The sequence below is a fragment of the Alloacidobacterium dinghuense genome (assembly GCF_014274465.1).
In the GTDB taxonomy this organism is placed as follows: domain Bacteria; phylum Acidobacteriota; class Terriglobia; order Terriglobales; family Acidobacteriaceae; genus Alloacidobacterium; species Alloacidobacterium dinghuense.
On the sequence record NZ_CP060394.1, the window covers coordinates 5,551,141 to 5,566,118 of the forward strand.

The 14,978-nt window shown below is 56.9% G+C and carries 17 protein-coding genes; 9 read left to right on the top strand and 8 right to left on the bottom strand.

Annotated features, from left to right (window positions below):
- Positions 1 to 198: 198 nt before the first annotated feature.
- The 4 genes from hisS to H7849_RS23295 are packed head-to-tail and all read right to left on the bottom strand — an operon-like array spanning position 199 to position 3,942.
- Positions 199 to 1,551 (bottom strand): histidine--tRNA ligase, encoded by a 1,353-nt coding sequence (gene hisS / locus H7849_RS23280; protein WP_186742874.1) that lies wholly within the window; start codon positions 1,549 to 1,551, stop codon positions 199 to 201.
- 42 nt (positions 1,552 to 1,593) lie between these two features.
- The gene (locus H7849_RS23285) at positions 1,594 to 2,151 is read right to left on the bottom strand and encodes a gamma carbonic anhydrase family protein (RefSeq protein WP_349627438.1); all 558 of its coding nucleotides are present in this window, start codon (positions 2,149 to 2,151) and stop codon (positions 1,594 to 1,596) included.
- Between the two features lie 16 nt (positions 2,152 to 2,167).
- Positions 2,168 to 3,628 (bottom strand): ADOP family protein, encoded by a 1,461-nt coding sequence (locus H7849_RS23290; protein WP_186742875.1) that lies wholly within the window; start codon positions 3,626 to 3,628, stop codon positions 2,168 to 2,170.
- On the bottom strand, positions 3,625 to 3,942 hold the full coding sequence (locus H7849_RS23295; protein ID WP_186742876.1) for a PadR family transcriptional regulator: 318 nt from the start codon (positions 3,940 to 3,942) through the stop codon (positions 3,625 to 3,627). Before H7849_RS23295 ends, H7849_RS23290 begins: the two co-directional genes overlap by 4 nt.
- Positions 3,943 to 4,009: 67 nt before the next feature.
- Between H7849_RS23295 and H7849_RS23300 the strand changes: the two genes are divergently transcribed.
- The 4 genes from H7849_RS23300 to H7849_RS23315 all read left to right on the top strand — a co-directional run bounded on the left by H7849_RS23300 (position 4,010) and on the right by H7849_RS23315 (position 7,516).
- A complete protein-coding gene (locus H7849_RS23300; protein WP_251106435.1) occupies positions 4,010 to 4,798 on the top strand; it encodes an ABC transporter ATP-binding protein in 789 nt (262 codons plus the stop codon).
- Complete coding sequence (locus H7849_RS23305) at positions 4,791 to 6,581, top strand: hypothetical protein (protein WP_186742877.1); 1,791 nt, start codon at positions 4,791 to 4,793, stop codon at positions 6,579 to 6,581. The genes H7849_RS23300 and H7849_RS23305 overlap by 8 nt, the downstream gene beginning before the upstream one ends.
- Before the next feature lie 137 nt (positions 6,582 to 6,718).
- Entirely contained in the window at positions 6,719 to 6,916 is a 198-nt protein-coding gene (gene rpsU, locus H7849_RS23310; RefSeq protein ID WP_129207262.1) for a 30S ribosomal protein S21, read from the top strand.
- Between the two features lie 288 nt (positions 6,917 to 7,204).
- The gene (locus H7849_RS23315; RefSeq protein ID WP_186742878.1) at positions 7,205 to 7,516 is read left to right on the top strand and encodes a zinc-ribbon domain containing protein; all 312 of its coding nucleotides are present in this window, start codon (positions 7,205 to 7,207) and stop codon (positions 7,514 to 7,516) included.
- A gap of 42 nt (positions 7,517 to 7,558) precedes the next feature.
- On the opposite strand, the gene H7849_RS23320 is transcribed toward H7849_RS23315, so the two are convergent.
- Positions 7,559 to 8,029 carry a response regulator gene (locus tag H7849_RS23320; protein WP_186742879.1) on the bottom strand — a complete coding sequence of 157 codons (471 nt, stop codon included), beginning with the start codon at positions 8,027 to 8,029 and terminating at the stop codon, positions 7,559 to 7,561.
- A 127-nt stretch (positions 8,030 to 8,156) separates the two neighbouring features.
- On the opposite strand from H7849_RS23320, the gene mtaB reads away from it, so the two are divergent.
- Both mtaB and infC read left to right on the top strand, forming a co-directional pair.
- A complete protein-coding gene (gene mtaB / locus H7849_RS23325; protein WP_186742880.1) occupies positions 8,157 to 9,488 on the top strand; it encodes a tRNA (N(6)-L-threonylcarbamoyladenosine(37)-C(2))-methylthiotransferase MtaB in 1,332 nt (443 codons plus the stop codon).
- Positions 9,489 to 9,560: 72 nt separating this feature from the next.
- A complete protein-coding gene (infC, locus tag H7849_RS23330) occupies positions 9,561 to 10,202 on the top strand; it encodes a translation initiation factor IF-3 (protein ID WP_432756510.1) in 642 nt (213 codons plus the stop codon).
- Between the two features lie 50 nt (positions 10,203 to 10,252).
- On the opposite strand, the gene H7849_RS23335 is transcribed toward infC, so the two are convergent.
- Together H7849_RS23335 and H7849_RS23340 are read right to left on the bottom strand one after the other, a co-directional pair.
- Positions 10,253 to 11,671 (bottom strand): serine/threonine-protein kinase, encoded by a 1,419-nt coding sequence (locus H7849_RS23335; protein ID WP_186742881.1) that lies wholly within the window; start codon positions 11,669 to 11,671, stop codon positions 10,253 to 10,255.
- 68 nt (positions 11,672 to 11,739) lie between these two features.
- Complete coding sequence (locus H7849_RS23340) at positions 11,740 to 12,060, bottom strand: hypothetical protein (RefSeq protein ID WP_186742882.1); 321 nt, start codon at positions 12,058 to 12,060, stop codon at positions 11,740 to 11,742.
- Between the two features lie 285 nt (positions 12,061 to 12,345).
- Here H7849_RS23340 and H7849_RS23345 point away from each other — a divergent pair, with 285 nt between their 5' ends.
- The 3 genes from H7849_RS23345 to H7849_RS23355 are packed head-to-tail and all read left to right on the top strand — an operon-like array spanning position 12,346 to position 13,945.
- On the top strand, positions 12,346 to 12,819 hold the full coding sequence (locus tag H7849_RS23345) for a lysozyme (RefSeq protein WP_186742883.1): 474 nt from the start codon (positions 12,346 to 12,348) through the stop codon (positions 12,817 to 12,819).
- Complete coding sequence (locus H7849_RS23350; RefSeq protein ID WP_186742884.1) at positions 12,812 to 13,279, top strand: DUF4231 domain-containing protein; 468 nt, start codon at positions 12,812 to 12,814, stop codon at positions 13,277 to 13,279. Before H7849_RS23345 ends, H7849_RS23350 begins: the two co-directional genes overlap by 8 nt.
- 18 nt (positions 13,280 to 13,297) lie before the next feature.
- Entirely contained in the window at positions 13,298 to 13,945 is a 648-nt protein-coding gene (locus H7849_RS23355) for a hypothetical protein (protein ID WP_186742885.1), read from the top strand.
- 10 nt (positions 13,946 to 13,955) lie between these two features.
- Here the strand turns inward: H7849_RS23355 and H7849_RS23360 are convergent, their stop codons facing one another.
- Positions 13,956 to 14,945 (bottom strand): toll/interleukin-1 receptor domain-containing protein, encoded by a 990-nt coding sequence (locus tag H7849_RS23360; protein WP_222439727.1) that lies wholly within the window; start codon positions 14,943 to 14,945, stop codon positions 13,956 to 13,958.
- Positions 14,946 to 14,978 lie beyond the last annotated feature (33 nt).

Consider the following 14,978-nt stretch of genomic DNA (forward strand, 5'->3'; position numbering starts at 1 on the left):
CTGAAGTGCCTGGTGTATTTGTGTCTGCTCGGATTCGCCCTTATGATCGAACTCTCGTGCAAGAAAGATAATGACGACATCTACACCCTGAATTTGCAAGTGAGACACATCGAAATCTGCCATAGGTTCTCCCTCATCCAAATACTTACTGATTATGTACGTCCGGTATCCTGTTTATTTGCCGTTCGTAGAGTTCCTTTAAGGTCCAGATACTAGATTGCGATTTGTTCCGCGAAGTGCGCTGACAAATTTGGAGAAATCGGTGAAGTTCCACACAATGTTGGCTCTGGAGCCTAATGGCTTCATGCTGTATGTTTTGCCAAACACCTCATTTTCTCCAACAAACACAATTGATTTCGCATGAAGCTTCTCTGCAAACTCGAAATGCCTCCTGATCTTCAAGCCAGGCTCGCCTACCTCGATTCGGAACTCTTCGCCCCGTAACTTCTGAGCAAGCTCCAAGGCGTTCGGAGCGACTTCTAAGGACATAGGGGCAATGTAAGCGTGTGGACCTTTCGCTACGGTGTTTGCTGCCTCATCTGCAATCTGTTGCCCCCATGATGCCTGTGATTGAAGCGTCAGAATCAGCCTGTCCTCGCCCATGGCGAAGCCAATCCCCGGAGCCTTCGGCCCGCCAATTGCTTCCGACAACCCGTCATAACGCCCGCCGCCAAGTAATGCGTTCTGCGCGCCCAGCCCGCCATGCGTGAATTCAAAGGTCGTGCGCGTATAGTAATCGAGACCACGCACCAATCGCGGATTCACTTCATACTTCACTCCGCACGCATCGAGCGCAGCCAGAACAGCAGCAAAATGAGCCTTCGAGGCGTCATCGAGATAATCGGCAATCTTCGGCAGCTTCTCGATGATCTCCTGATCGTTCGCGTCCTTTGAATCGAGCACGCGCAAAGGATTCGTCTCTGCGCGCCGCTGGTTGTCCTCACACATCAGGTGCTTCATTGGAGCCAGCGCCTCGCGTAAAGCAGCCACGTAGCGCGGCCGATCCGTGGCCGACCCGACAGAATTAATCTCCAGCCGCCAGCCCGTAATCCCCAACTCATTGAGAAAGGTAGCCAGCATCTCCAACACTTCGGCATCGCGCAGCGGCGACTCCGAACCCGCGCTCGGCGGCCCAATCGCTTCCGCGCCAATCTGCCAAAACTGCCGGTAGCGTCCCTTCTGCGGACGCTCGCGCCGGAACTGCGGCCCAATGTAATAGAGCTTCTGCAGCAGCCCCGTTTCGCCCAGCTTGTGTTCGATATAAGCCCGCACCACGCCTGCCGTATTCTCTGGCCGTAAGGTCAGCGACTGCGCCTTTTCAGACTGCGCCCGTGCGCGATCCTCCCACGTATACATCTCTTTCGAGACGATATCCGTCTCTTCGCCCACACCGCGCGCAAACAACTGCGTGTCTTCAAAAATAGGTGTACGAATCTCGCCGAAGTTATAGCGCGCAAAGACGCGCCGCGCAGTCTCCTCGACAAAATTCCAGAGTTCGGTTTCCGGCGGCAGTAAATCCCGTGTGCCGCGAACGGCCTTCAATGTGCTCATTTCAGTGGGTAAGCCTTATTTTCCAGCTTATCAGGGAGACGGCTATTTCCAGTTCTTCTGCTCTTCGAGATAAATCTTGGTGTAGTCCAGATAATTGCGCGCGTATTTCAAAATCTCATCGCGATCGTCCGATGTCAGATCGCGCCGCACTTTGCCCGGGACGCCTGCCACCAGCGAACGCGGCGGAATTTTTGCACCCTCAGGAATCACCGCGCCGGCCGCAATAATCGAGCCCTCGCCAATATGCGCATTATTCAAAATCACGGCGCCGATGCCGATCAGGCAGCAGTCCTCAATCACGCATCCATGCACCGTGGCATTGTGGCCGATCGTCACCCAGTCGCCAATCATCACCGGATAGAGATTGCGCATCCCATGCAGCACAGCGCAATCCTGAACATTCGAATGCGCACCAATGCGAATCGAGTGCACGTCGCCGCGCACCACCGCATTCATCCAGATACTGGAATGCTCATCAAGAACCACATCGCCCAACACCTGGGCAGAAACATCCACGTAGCAGCTCTCGGGAATCACAGGCGTATGGCCCTGATAGGAACGGATCATGACGTACACCTCGGCATACATCAGTGTAGCCATTCCCGCCGGTTCGGGGCTAGGTGCTGCGCGCCATCTCCTGTGGATGGAAGATCGATTTCCATGAGGCATCGAGATACAGCCACCGCTGCGTGCTGAACCAGCTCGTCGGCAGCTCCGGAACATGCAGGAAGCCATGCCCAACCACGCAGATCAACTCCGTCCCGTTCCACCCCAGGAAATTCTGGGACGCCTGCCCCACATGCACAGGGTTCCGCAGCAACTGCAGGCAAACCGGGCAACGGCAGCGCTGGTCGCGCAGCATCCAGCGAAACCCCGCCAAAGCCGAGGCAAAGGTAAGAATCAGCTGCGCGGATTGCGTATCTTGAAATGCCTGTGCCAGGTCGAGCGATGCAAAACATATAGCCGGGACAATCAATATCAGTTTTGCCGTAAAGAAGAGCCAGCGTCGCAGCCGTAACGCCAGCGATTGCTGCCGCGGATTGTACGGATATTCTCCCAGCGGCAGCGATGTCGTCGCAGGAAGCGCCAGCAAAGCCAGGAGCGCCGCGAAGGCAAAAAAGACAAACGGCTCGCGCGCATAGTGCTTCACCGATACGCAGGCAAAACCGGCAACGCTCCCGTCATTCTGCGGCACCACCATGTGCCAGCTTTCCTCCGTTGCCGACCGAACGAGCGCCGGCTGAATACGCGCCACTACAAATCCGAGTGACTGAGCCGCAAGCGTCTCTACGCGGCTTTGATCTTCGAGCAGCCACGCATCGACCCGTCCGGGAAGCCGCCAGGCGTCTCGTTTCGCAACGCCGATAATCATTGCCTTCTCACCCATCAAAAAAACAACGCGGCCAAGGATGTGAGGATCGGCATGAAAAGCTCTGCGCCACAACGCATCGCTGAGAACAAGTTGCGGGCCGGCGGTCGCCAGATGATCAGCAACCGGAAAACTCGCAGTTTCCAGCAAGGAAAGAAGGTTGCCTGAGCTGCGGGCGACGGAAAGCTCCAATTCTGCTCCATGTCCCGTGTGAAGCTGCCTGCGCACAATCTGGTAAAAAGCCAGATCGGAAAACACTCCTTGCGTTGCGCGTTGCCAGTAGCGAAATTCTCCAAGCGAGATACTTGCAGACGGCGTGTGCGAAGAGCCATTCCTGGCGACAACCACCAACGTGCGTGCATCGCGATACGGCGAGGGTAGCAATGTCCCCCGCGTCCCCGGCAGAACATACGCCAATCCAAGGCTTACTAACGCCGTCATGAGCAGCGACAAAAGGCACAGCACGGGAGATGACCTGACTGCATGCGAGCTTCGCGAACCTGCGCGGCGAAGGTCAGCCCGCAACAAATAAGCATCCCGAAACGCCCCGCCTGCAAATGCAGTTGCTTCTTCCGCTGCGCGCAATTGCGCAACGTGCCAAAGTTCAGCTTTCCACTCCCTAAGCCATTCTCTACGGTCTTCCGAAGGCACGATCCAGGAGGCAAAGCGCAGGACGGCCATGCAGGCGTGCAGCGGAAGAGGCCTCATACGCGCTCAGCCTCCGTCTGCGGGATCAGTTTTTCCAGCAGGGGATAGCGTTTAAGCGAAGCCTCCAGCGTCGCCTTTCCCGCTCGCGTCACCTTGTAGTATTTGCGCGGCGGACGCTGCTCCGAAGTGGCAATCGTCTCCGCCTCCCACTTCGACTGAATCAGCCCGTCGCGCTCGAGTCTGCGCATCGCCGGATAGACAGTACCGCTTGGCAGCCCCGTCATCTCCATCACGCTGAAGCCGTAGATATAACCGGCGCTGATGGCCCTCAGTATCAGCGCGGCGGTATGCGATAGTTTCGGCTCTGCGCCCATGCCCGGCCATTATACCTATGTAGCATGCTACTTGACGAGCCTGTAAGTAGTTTGCTACATAGGATACATGGAAACGCCTCCCATCCTTGCCCTCGAGAACATCACCAAGCGCTATCGCGGCATCGCCGCCGTTGAAAATGTAAGCTTCCAACTCGATGCAGGCGAGATCGCCGGTTATCTCGGCCCCAACGGCTCCGGCAAATCGACCACGGTAAAAATCATCACCGGGATGCTGCAGCCGAACACGGGGAAAGTGCTCTTTCGCGGCAAGCCGATTCACGACAATCTTGTCGCCTACCGCTCGGTATTGGGCTACGTCCCGGAAGAAGCCCACGTGTACACGCATCTATCCGGACTTGAATATCTTCAACTCGTCGGGCGTCTGCGCGGAATGACCGAAAAACTTATCGCGCTCAAGGCGCACACGCTGCTCAAGCTGCTGGCGCTCGAATCCTGGCGCTATTCGCCGATTTCGCTCTATTCCAAGGGCATGAAGCAGCGCGTCCTCATCGCCGCCGCATTGATGCACAATCCACAGTTACTGATCTTCGACGAGCCGCTCTCCGGCCTCGATGTTGTTTCCGCACGTCTCTTCAAGGATCTGCTCACTGCCCTCGCCGCCGAGGGAAAAGCGATTCTCTACATCTCGCACGTGCTCGAAGTCGTCGAGCAGATTTGCGGCCGCGTCATTGTCATTGCGCAGGGAAAGATCTGTGCAAACGCAGCCCCGTCGGAGCTGACCCAACTGATGCAACTGCCAAGCCTTGAAAGCGTCTTCGCGCAGCTCGTACAGCAGCAGGACACAAAAACCGCAGCCAGCGAAATGGTTGAAGTGATGAGGGCGACCCGTGCATAGCGCATTTCAGATCTTTACTCCGCCGGAAAACCCCGTGCTCTCACTCGAAGTGCAGGCCCGGATGACCAGCAAAGAAATCGTTCGCATGAACAGATTCGTCGTTCTCGCACGACATTTCTTTGATCGCTTCTTCGATAACCCTCTGACTTCGCTCGACGGCGAAAATGGCGTGCGCGCCATTCAAATCCTCTGCTTCATTGCCGTCCCCGGATTGATGGTCGCACTCTCGCTCATTCCGTCGTACTTCATCTTTCCTCCGAATACAGCGCCGCGTGCCTACTGGGCGCGCGTCAGCGACCATTACTTTTACGTCATGTACTCAAGCGTGGCAATGGGGGCGGCCACTGTTTTTGAATGGAACCTGCTCTTCCCCGACCTGATCGATGTTCAGGTGCTTACACCGCTGCCTGTTCCGGCACGGAAGCTCTTCGCCGCCAGGATCGCATCGCTTGCAGCATTCGTAAGCCTCTCCCTGCTCGCTACCGGCCTCTTCGGTGCCGTTTTGCTGCCTCTCATCGCGGAAGAGCCGAGCGTGCTGCGCCACTTCATCGCACACGTGATTGCAGTAGCCGCAGGCGGGTTCTTCACCGCCGGATTCTTCGTCGCCCTGCAGGGATTCCTGCTCAACATTTTCGGCGATCGATTCTTTCGTTGGATATCCGCAGCCCTGCAAGGGCTTTCGCTCGCAGTGCTTCTCATCGTGCTGTTTCTTTTTCCACTGCTCTCGGAAAATCTGCGGCTCCTGCTCACTTCAGGCAACCATGCTGCTCTCTGGTTCCCGCCCTTCTGGTTTCTCGGAATTTACCAGGTATTGCTTGAAGGCGGGCGTGCCTTGCCCGTCTTCTTCCAGCTTGCAGCAAAAGGAGGTTGGGCATTGCTTCTCGTCTTGTCGCTTGCCTGCCTCACCTACCCTCTGGCCTATCGAAGAAAGATGCGCAGCACAATCGAGGGCACGGTCGCGAAGAGTTCTCGTAACCGGCTGGCCGAGGCAAAGGTTGCTCTTCTGCACAGCGTCTTGATCTTCAAACCCGCTCAGAGGGCCGTGTATCACTTCACCACGCGAACCCTGAAGCGCGCCCCGCATCATCGGGTGTTTCTCTCCATGTATGCTGGGGCTGCATTCGCCCTGCTGATTGCCGTCACTGTTGAACTCCGCCAGGACAACACCCATCTCGCGCTCGTCTTTTCGCGGCACGGCTTGCTTGCCGCTGTTCCCATCGTGGCGCTGCTCGCGGTCGTCGGGCTCAAAGGCGCATTCCTGTCTCCGGTCGAACTGCAGGCAAACTGGGCCTTCCACGTCGTTGGCCGGCGACCGAACGAAGATCACCTTGTCTCGACCCAGCGCTGGACTCTCCTGCGTTCTCTAAGTATCACAGCGACAGTTCTCTTATTGGTGCAGATCATCGGAGGCGCCGCGTTCGCGCATATCCGGCTTATGATGGCGCAGTTGCTCGTAGCCCAGGGGTTATGTGTCTTGCTCATCGACATCCTCTTCCTGCGCTTCCTGTCGGTGCCATTCACCGTGCCCCTCGCCTATTCGAAGCGCAATATAGCGGTGACCGTAACGCTCTTCCTCTTGTTGTTTCCTGGCTACATTCAGCTAACCGTGGATACGGCACTATGGACGGAGCACAGCCTCTGGCACTTCATCCCTATTGCAGCCTTCTTCCTGGTAACCCATATTCTGCTCCAGCGGAAACAGCGCGAACTCATCCGCGAACGCGCAGACTGGCCTGAAGATGGGTATATCGACGAATTCCCACAACGCCTGGGTCTTTCCTGAGAAAGACAGCGAACTAATCCCTTTGTATAACTCGAATAACTAGCTAGATATCAGCGACTTAATTCATTTCTCGCTCAGAGCGCGAATCCTGATATTCTATTTAAGCCCTAGTGGGTCGGTTTGGAGGTGTAGTTCAGTTGGCAGAGGTTCGTGTGCAGGAAGGCGAGCCGCTGGAAAATGCGTTGCGCCGGTTTAAGCGGAAGGTACAGCAGGAAGACATCATCAAGGAAGTGAAGCGTCATTCCTTTTACCTGAAGCCCGGTGAAAAGCGCCGTGTGAAAGAGGCGTTGGCACGCAAGCGGAATCGCAAAAAGGCTCGTAAAGAGCAGGATTAACTTAGCTCCAGACCATGTGTTGACAGCCCCGTGGCGATTGCGACGGGGCTGAGTTACAAGAAAGCTGTCGCAGTCCCCTCGGCGTGCCTCTCGGCATGTCATACCGGTTCAATTAAGTGACCGGTAGTCGCCGCCCTTCACCGCGGCCGGGCCCCTCGCAATAGTTGTCTTTTAGAAGTTCACCGAAAAGAAGTTCGCTACGATCAGCAGCTTTCATTCACTATGTCTGTGAATTAGGGCTCTGAGCCGGCGCTGTAGTATCTCGGCAGTCCGGCTGGGGAACGCGAGATGGAGTTCGTCGACAAGATTCTCAAATGTGTGGATTGCGGGAATGAATTTGTATTCACCGCGGGGGAACAGCTTTTCTTTCACGACAAGCAATTCCGGAACGATCCCAAACGGTGCAAGCTGTGCAAAGCAAAGCGTGCATCCGGGGGATCCGCCGTACGCGCCGAAACCCGTACAACTTGCTCGGAGTGCGGTCACGAAACGACCGTACCGTTCAAGCCAACGCAGGGGCGCCCGGTATTGTGCCGTGAATGCTTTCAGCGAAAAAGGATTGTGCCGGTTGCCGCGCAGCAACCGCCGGCTACTCTCTAACTTCGAGAGACTTCCGGCTTCTTTGGCTTTCAAATAGGGAAATCAGCTCGTTGCTATGGCTTTGCGCGTTGAAGCACGAGCCTTTCCTGTGGACGGTGTGTCCGCAGTCACCAGTTCGGGCTGTTTCTTAGCCGAGCCTCGCTTATTGTCCTCATGCGTTACCAGCAGGGCTTCGATCTGCACCAGGAGATCCTGCGTGTTCATCGGCTTCACCAGCATCTCATCGGCGCCCTCTGCCTGCCAGTCCTCGCCTGGAATGGGAAACGCGGTCAGCATGGCTACCGCCGGCTGATAAGCCGCCTTCTTGGCCGTCTGGACGACCTCTAGACCCGCACTTTCGCTTTCCATGCGCATGTCCGTGATCACCATGTGATACTGGGCGTTTTTGATTTTCGATTTGGCTTCACGGGCAGAAGCAGCCGTTTCCACTTCGAACCCATTGATTTCCAGCACCGCCTTCAGCGTAAGCAGAACTGCCAGTTCATCGTCCACAAGTAAAATGCGCCGCTTCATATAAACTCCCTGATTTTCAACCCGTCTTGAAAAGAATGATGCTGGTTCAAACTCACCCTGTGAGCATGTGCGCAGCGGTGTGCAGGGTGTCCCCGGACTACGAATTTCCATTGTTACACTAAACAACGTGGCAGAATACCATGTCGAGAACTTTGGATGCCGTTCCAGCCGCTCGGATGGCGAAGCGATAGCGGCAGAATTGCGCCACCGTGGTCTCAAGCCTGCGACGGATTTTGCCGGTGCAAGCGTCGTTGTCGTGAATACCTGCAGTGTCACCGCCGACGCCGACAGCGGCGCCCGCGCCTTCATTCGCCGCGTCCATCGCAAGAATCCGGATGCAAAGATTGTCGTCACTGGATGCTACGCTCAGCGCGCCCCTGAAGAACTTGCGACGTTAAGTGGCGTAACCTCTGTCATTGGCAATAGTCACAAGTCGCTGGTCGCGTCCATCATTGTCGAGCCGACAGCCTTCGTTCCTTTGGCAACTGTTGTCAATCGCGTCCCGGTTTTTGTGGACGAAAGTTTCGCGCACACCGATCTTGCAACCTTGCCCTTCGCCGACGACGCAGACCAGACACGCCCAAATCTCAAAGTACAGGATGGCTGCGCCAATTGCTGCTCCTTCTGCATCATTCCGGAAACGCGCGGCCCCAGCCGGTCTATCACGCTCGAAAAAGCGCTCGAATCCGTCGAGCGCTTCGTTCAGAATGGCGGGCAGGAGCTGGTTCTCTCCGGCATCAACCTCGGCCGTTGGGGACGCGACCTGAAACCGGCAAAACGATTTGCCGACCTGGTCAGCGCAATTCTCGAAAGGACTGTCCTTCCACGCCTCCGCCTCAGCTCCATTGAGCCAATGGACTGGACGGAAGATCTGCTAGCGCTCTTTGCAACTCACACGTCAAGACTCGCCCGCCACGCGCATCTCCCGCTGCAATCGGGATCGGATACCATCCTTCGCCGCATGTACCGCCGCTACCGCCCCTGGCACTACGCGGAAAAGCTCAGCCAGATCCGCAGTCTCATGCCGGATGCCGCCATCGGCGCAGACGTAATGGTCGGTTTCCCCGGTGAAACCGACGCGCTCTTTCAGGAGAGCTACGACTTCATCGCCGCGCAACCTCTCACGTATCTGCACCTTTTCCCCTTTTCACCGCGCCTCGGAACGCCGGCTGCCGAGCTGCAGCGATACCAGCCCGTCCACAAAGAAGTAATGAACCAGCGCATGGATGCTTTGCGCGCTTTGGCAGAGGGGAAAAACACAGCCTTCCGAAAGAGCTTCCTTGGCCGCGAACTAAGCGTTGTTACCCTCAGGGGAAATCGCTCGGCAACCACCCCCGCGCTCTCCGACAACTTCATCAAGGTAGAAGTTGCAATGACTTACCCACCGAACCGGTCGATACAAGTACGAGCCACGCGCCTGACGGAGTCCGGTCTCCACGCGGTGCCATTAGCCGAATAAAAAGAGCGCGCCTGATTCCAGGCAATTCGCATCACAAGAAATGTAGGCCTGCTTGTTATACTGAGTAGGTACGTGGCGCTGCCACAATTTTGGAGGGAACCCATCGCACAGTTAGACAAGCGTTCAGCAAAGCAGTTTATCCGCATTAATGAAAGAATCCGCGCGCGTGAAGTGCGCGTGATCGATGACAAAGGCGAGCAGCTCGGCATCATGGCGCCTTTCGACGCACTGAAGATCGCCCGTGAACGCGGCCTCGATCTCGTGGAAGTATCGCCCACTGCGGTTCCTCCGGTTTGCCGCATTCAGGATTACGGCAAGTTCCTCTACGAAAAAGACAAGAGCGAACGCGCTGCCCGCAAGAAGCAGAAGGTCATTGTCGTTAAGGAAGTCAAGTTCTCCGTCACCGTCGACGAGCACGACTACCAGACCAAGAAGAATCAGGCTGTCCGCTTTCTGACTGAAGGTGACAAGGTGAAGGCTTCTCTGCGCTTCAAAGGCCGCCAGATGGCGCACCGCGAGCTCGGCTACGCGATCATCAACCGCCTCATTCTGGACATCGGCGAAGCCGGCACAGTCGAGTTTATGCCGCGCATGGAAGGCACCACGCTGCACGCCATCCTCGCCCCCGGCAAGAAGGAAATGCCCAGGAAGCCCGCTGCCAGCAAACCGGCAGCACCACAGGCGCAGCCGGCCCAGACCTCAGCACAATCTTAAGCATCCCATCCTGATCGTTTTCCTCGCGATCCAGGATGGGAATCACAAGCTCAGTGCGAGTAGTTCTGCGCGTATGTATCCCTGGGCAGTCCTTCCCCCACTGCCTTGTCGCGCAAGCGAAATGCGGAAGCCCGATCCGTCGCCGAGCCCAGCGTCACCAGGTAAGGAGCGCCCGAGCCTTTGGGTGAAAAGACGCTCGCCTCGAGGTCGGGATGCTTTTCATTGATCGTGTGAGCTTTGTGCTCTGCCTGGCCCTGAAAGTTATAGGTAAAGGCAACCACACGCCACGTGCCCGCGAGAGAAGTAGACGGTGCGGCAGCAGGAGTTGCAGCCGACACGACTGGATTCGGAGCGGCAGCCCTTGGCTTCGCCGCAACCGGCGGAACAGCTGGCGGCGGCTTGCGAGGAGTCGTCGTTTCCGGAGACACCACCACAACCGGATTCTGCGCATCCTGCGCGCGACCAGAATGCAGCATGGCGCGTACGACAATCCCAACCAGCAAAAGCAGCACTACGACACCGCCGACGATCAGGCCTGTTCTTTTGGGCGAAGGCTCTTCTATCTCCGGCAAAAGCTTCTTCATGATCTCGTCCGAACGCACAGCCGTCTTGACCGGTTCAGCTTTCGGGACTGGCGTCGGCACAGCCTTAGGTTGCGCCGGCGGAGACGCCGGACCAGATGTTGGAACAGGTGCCGAGACAGCCGCCGGAGCAGACATTGGTGCAGGCGCCGGAGCCGCACCCGTCCGCAGAATCGTGGCAATCTCATCCACTGTCGCCTGCCCGGACAGCGTGCGCCGCACAATCAGCACAAACGGAGCAGGCAGCAACTGCAAGGAAGGATCGTTCGCATCCGTTGCCCGCTTCAGCGGCTTTTGCGTCAGGCACTGGTGCAGAAGGCTTCCCAAATCGCGCACGTCCTTGGCCGCATTTGGCTCGAACGCAGTATCCTTCGGAACCAGTTGCAGGTAGTCGCTCCGCAGCTTGATCGTGTCGCCGGCGGCCAGTACACTCGCCGCTTCCAGACGCCCGCATATAAGCCGTTCTTTGTGGATCGCTTTCAGTGCCTTCAGCAGGCCATCGGCAACTTCCTTGGTCTCGTCGGCAGAAAGCGCGCGCCCGCGTAGCACGTCTTCAAGATTCTCTTCCGTGTACTCCATCACGGCATAGACCAGAGGCGTATCGCGCACTTTGGTCGCGCCTGCTTCGTAAATGGCGGCTACATTCTTGTCGCTCACCTTCTCCACTGCGCGCAGCCGTTCCAGCAGCGTCGGTTCATCGTTCAATGATTCAAACAGGCTGATGATTGCCGGCTTGTCATTGAACTTTGTCTCAAACCATCCGCATCTTCCCTCGGAGCGCACCAGCTTATCCAGGGGATAGCGGCCTTCTACAACGTCAGACTCAATATCACTCCACAAGACGGCAATCTCTCTCTGCGTAATATATGTCGAGGCAGAACCGTGCATGGGCACGCTTCGGCACCCTCACGCAAACGGCTGATTCAGGCAGGAAAACAGGAAGAGAAAAAATTGAACTATGCGACAGAGCTTTCCGGAGTCGCCGTAGTCAGTCTCGGAGCGGCGCTCGCTCTTGCCAAAAGCATCATACCCTCCTGGGCAAGTTCGCGCGCCATCTTGCGCAGTTCATGCGGACGCTCGTTGTGAATATTGGTGAGCTGGAAGAGCGCCACTGCTGCCTTCAACTTGGCTATGCCTTCGAATGCCGTAGATCCAGATCCTTTGGCAGCCTGAACAACATTATCTACAGTGATTTTGAAAACGTCATCACCTTCGATGACGAAGGCTACAAGATATTTTTCCGCTCCTTGTGGGTACGTAGTAGGTAGAGTCGCCATGTCACAGATCCTTCTGGTAGGGAAGTAATAGGTACTACGATGCAAAACTGCTTAAGCAGTATGGATCGCTAGTACCTTTCATCGTTAGTAAAGAACAGATATTGAGCAAAATGCTAACGCGCTACGCAATTTTCCTGTGTCAGTCTTGATTCCCCCTCGCAACAGCAATTGTTGCAGGGCGCGCGGCCGCCCGCAAAAAATAAGCATGAGGCTCATCGAGACGACATGCTATGCTGACTCCCGCACGCGTCACAGGCTCGCGCGAGCGATCGAGGAGAACGAAACATGGGAGTCAACAGCTTTACCTACAGCAATGACGGCCTTGCGCTCACCAAGCAATTCGAAGGATGCGAACTCACTGCCTATCAGGACCAGGTCGGCGTCTGGACCATCGGATATGGGCACACAGGCGCTGGCGTTGCCTCCGGTCTCACCATCACCCAGGATCAGGCCGACGCGCTGCTCCTGAGCGATATCGCTGCGGCTGTAACGTTTGTCAATCAGGTGGTCAGCGTTCCATTGCAGCAGAACCATTTCGACGCTCTCGTGGATTTTGCTTTCAATCTGGGCCGCGCCTCCCTGAGCGGCTCAACTCTGCTTAGGCTTCTGAATGCTGGAAATTTTGACGGAGCGGCGGGACAATTCCCCCTTTGGGATCACGCTGGAGGCAAAGTCGTAGCCGGGCTGCTGCGCCGCCGCCAGGCCGAGCAGACCATGTTCCAGGGGCAGCCAGCTCAAGGAAACAGCTCCAATGCCTGACGATTCCGATCTGCCCGATGGCCCAACGTTTAAGCGCCTGAAGGAGCAGATTGACTACTACAGTACGAAGAGCCGCAGTTCGCAGCGAGCTTTCAAGCGAATTAAGGTCGCGGAGATTGTCGCCGCAGCATTCATCCCCTTCCTCGGCAGCCTGTCGTTCGCATGGCTGACGCCGCATCGTCTGGTTCTGGTAACCGGAGCACTCGGCGTGCTCATCACCATTCTTGAAGGCATTCTGCACCTGAACAACTATCACGAGAATTGGACGAACTACCGCGCAACATCAGAAGCGCTCAAGCATGAAAAGTACCTGTATTTAGGCCATGCCGGACCATACGCAGGCGCGCCTGCTGCCGATTCCTTGCTGGCCGAGCGCGTCGAGTCCCTCGTGTCACAGGAGAGCGCGCAATGGACTGCACGGCAACAGCAATCCGGCAAAACGCAAGCCGCAACGCACTGATCGCGAGAGGATGAGCCTATGTCCCTGCCAATCTTTCTCAGCATTGGTAAGACCTTCACCCCGCAGCAGGAAGCCTTTGTCTCTGCAGTCGAAAACTATCTCCGGGCGCAGGGATTGGAGCCGCGCACCATCGGCCGAAACTATTTCCGCAACGACCAGCCCCTGAAGACCGTCACCGAGTGCATGAAGGAATGCGTCGGCGCGATTGTCATCGCCTTTGAGCGAATCCACGTCGACAAGGGTTCCGAGAAGCGGGGCAGCCCCGACGCCAGCGTACTCAATGAAATCAATTTCCCCACTGTCTGGAACCAGATCGAAGCGGCTCTCGCCTACGCCACCCACCGCCCGCTGCTCGTCCTCGTTGAGAATGGCCTCAAGCTGGAGGGCCTGCTGCAGACCGGCTATGACTGGTGGGTTCAGCATGTCACCCTGGACCAGTCGTCGCTGCTCTCCACTGAGTTCGCGCAGATTTTCAGCGACTGGAAGGCACGCTGCGCAGAAGCTCAAAAAACATCCACAGCGCCTGCCGTCTCCGCCGCCGAACTCTCCATCAAGGATCTCCTCGGCAGCCTCAAAGTCGCGCAGCTCTGGGGATTGCTCGCTGCCCTCTTTGGCGTTCTGGCCGCAGTAGCCGCCACAGCCTTCAAACTCGGGCAGTCACACTGAGCAAAATAACCTACTGCGCTCGCACAAATTCAGACTGATGCGTATTGCCGGCGTGTCCTGTGTAGGTATTGGCCACCTCCACTTCAAGCTTGTCGCTCCCGCTTTTGGAGATCGTCAGCGTAGCCGCGCGCCCTTTTTCCTCCCCACTCGCGTCATTCATCAAACTCCAGGTAGCTTGTGCCTTCTGCCCGTCAAAGCTCGCCGTCTGCATACCCCAGTCACAGTTGGCAGGCGGGCACAACCCCCAGGCGTGGATCGCAAGTTGATTGCCACTGCCCGAAATCTCCAATTGCACCAGCGAATTCCGCCCCTGTGCCGATGGATTCGTCCACCGTCCGTCGAGCGCGCTCGTTGTGGGCCTGTGCAATACAAAGAACACCGCCAGCGCAATGCCAAGCGCCACCAGCACCGCAATTCCTACCATCAAAGGCGTGTTCGACTTCGTCCGCACCGGAGCCGCCTCCGGTGCCGCATGCAGTGGGGGCAATTGCACAGGCACAGCAGCATGTACAGGCTCAGTCTCCGTCTCCTTCGTTGCATTTACATACTGTCCCAGCGCCTGAATCAGCAGCTGCACATCCGAGTTCCAGCGCGCATGCGTAATCTCCACGCTGTTGCGATACGCCAAGTCCTTCAAGTTATCAGGAAGCTGGTCCGCGTGCGGCATGTGCGCGTCATGCACCAGCACGGGAATGACGGCAATATTCCGCCTCAGCGCTGAAGCAATTTCCAGCCGAACATAATCGTTTTCGTTGTCCAGCCGCCGCTGCCCGTCTGACCCCGCAATCGTCGCCCACGTCGGTCCGATCATGGCCAGCAGAACGCCGCAGCAGGCTACGTTGTCATCGATAGCCTTGCGAAAATCCGTCCCCGGTTCAATCCCCGATACATCCATGAAGACGGCATCATTGCCAAACGCCCGATTCAGATCGTCAAAGAGCCGTCCAGCCTCGCCCTCCGTGTCGTCCCGGCGATAACTGATGAAGATGGCATGCGCCACAGGTCCCCTCCCTTTATTCCGCCGCACCAGAAT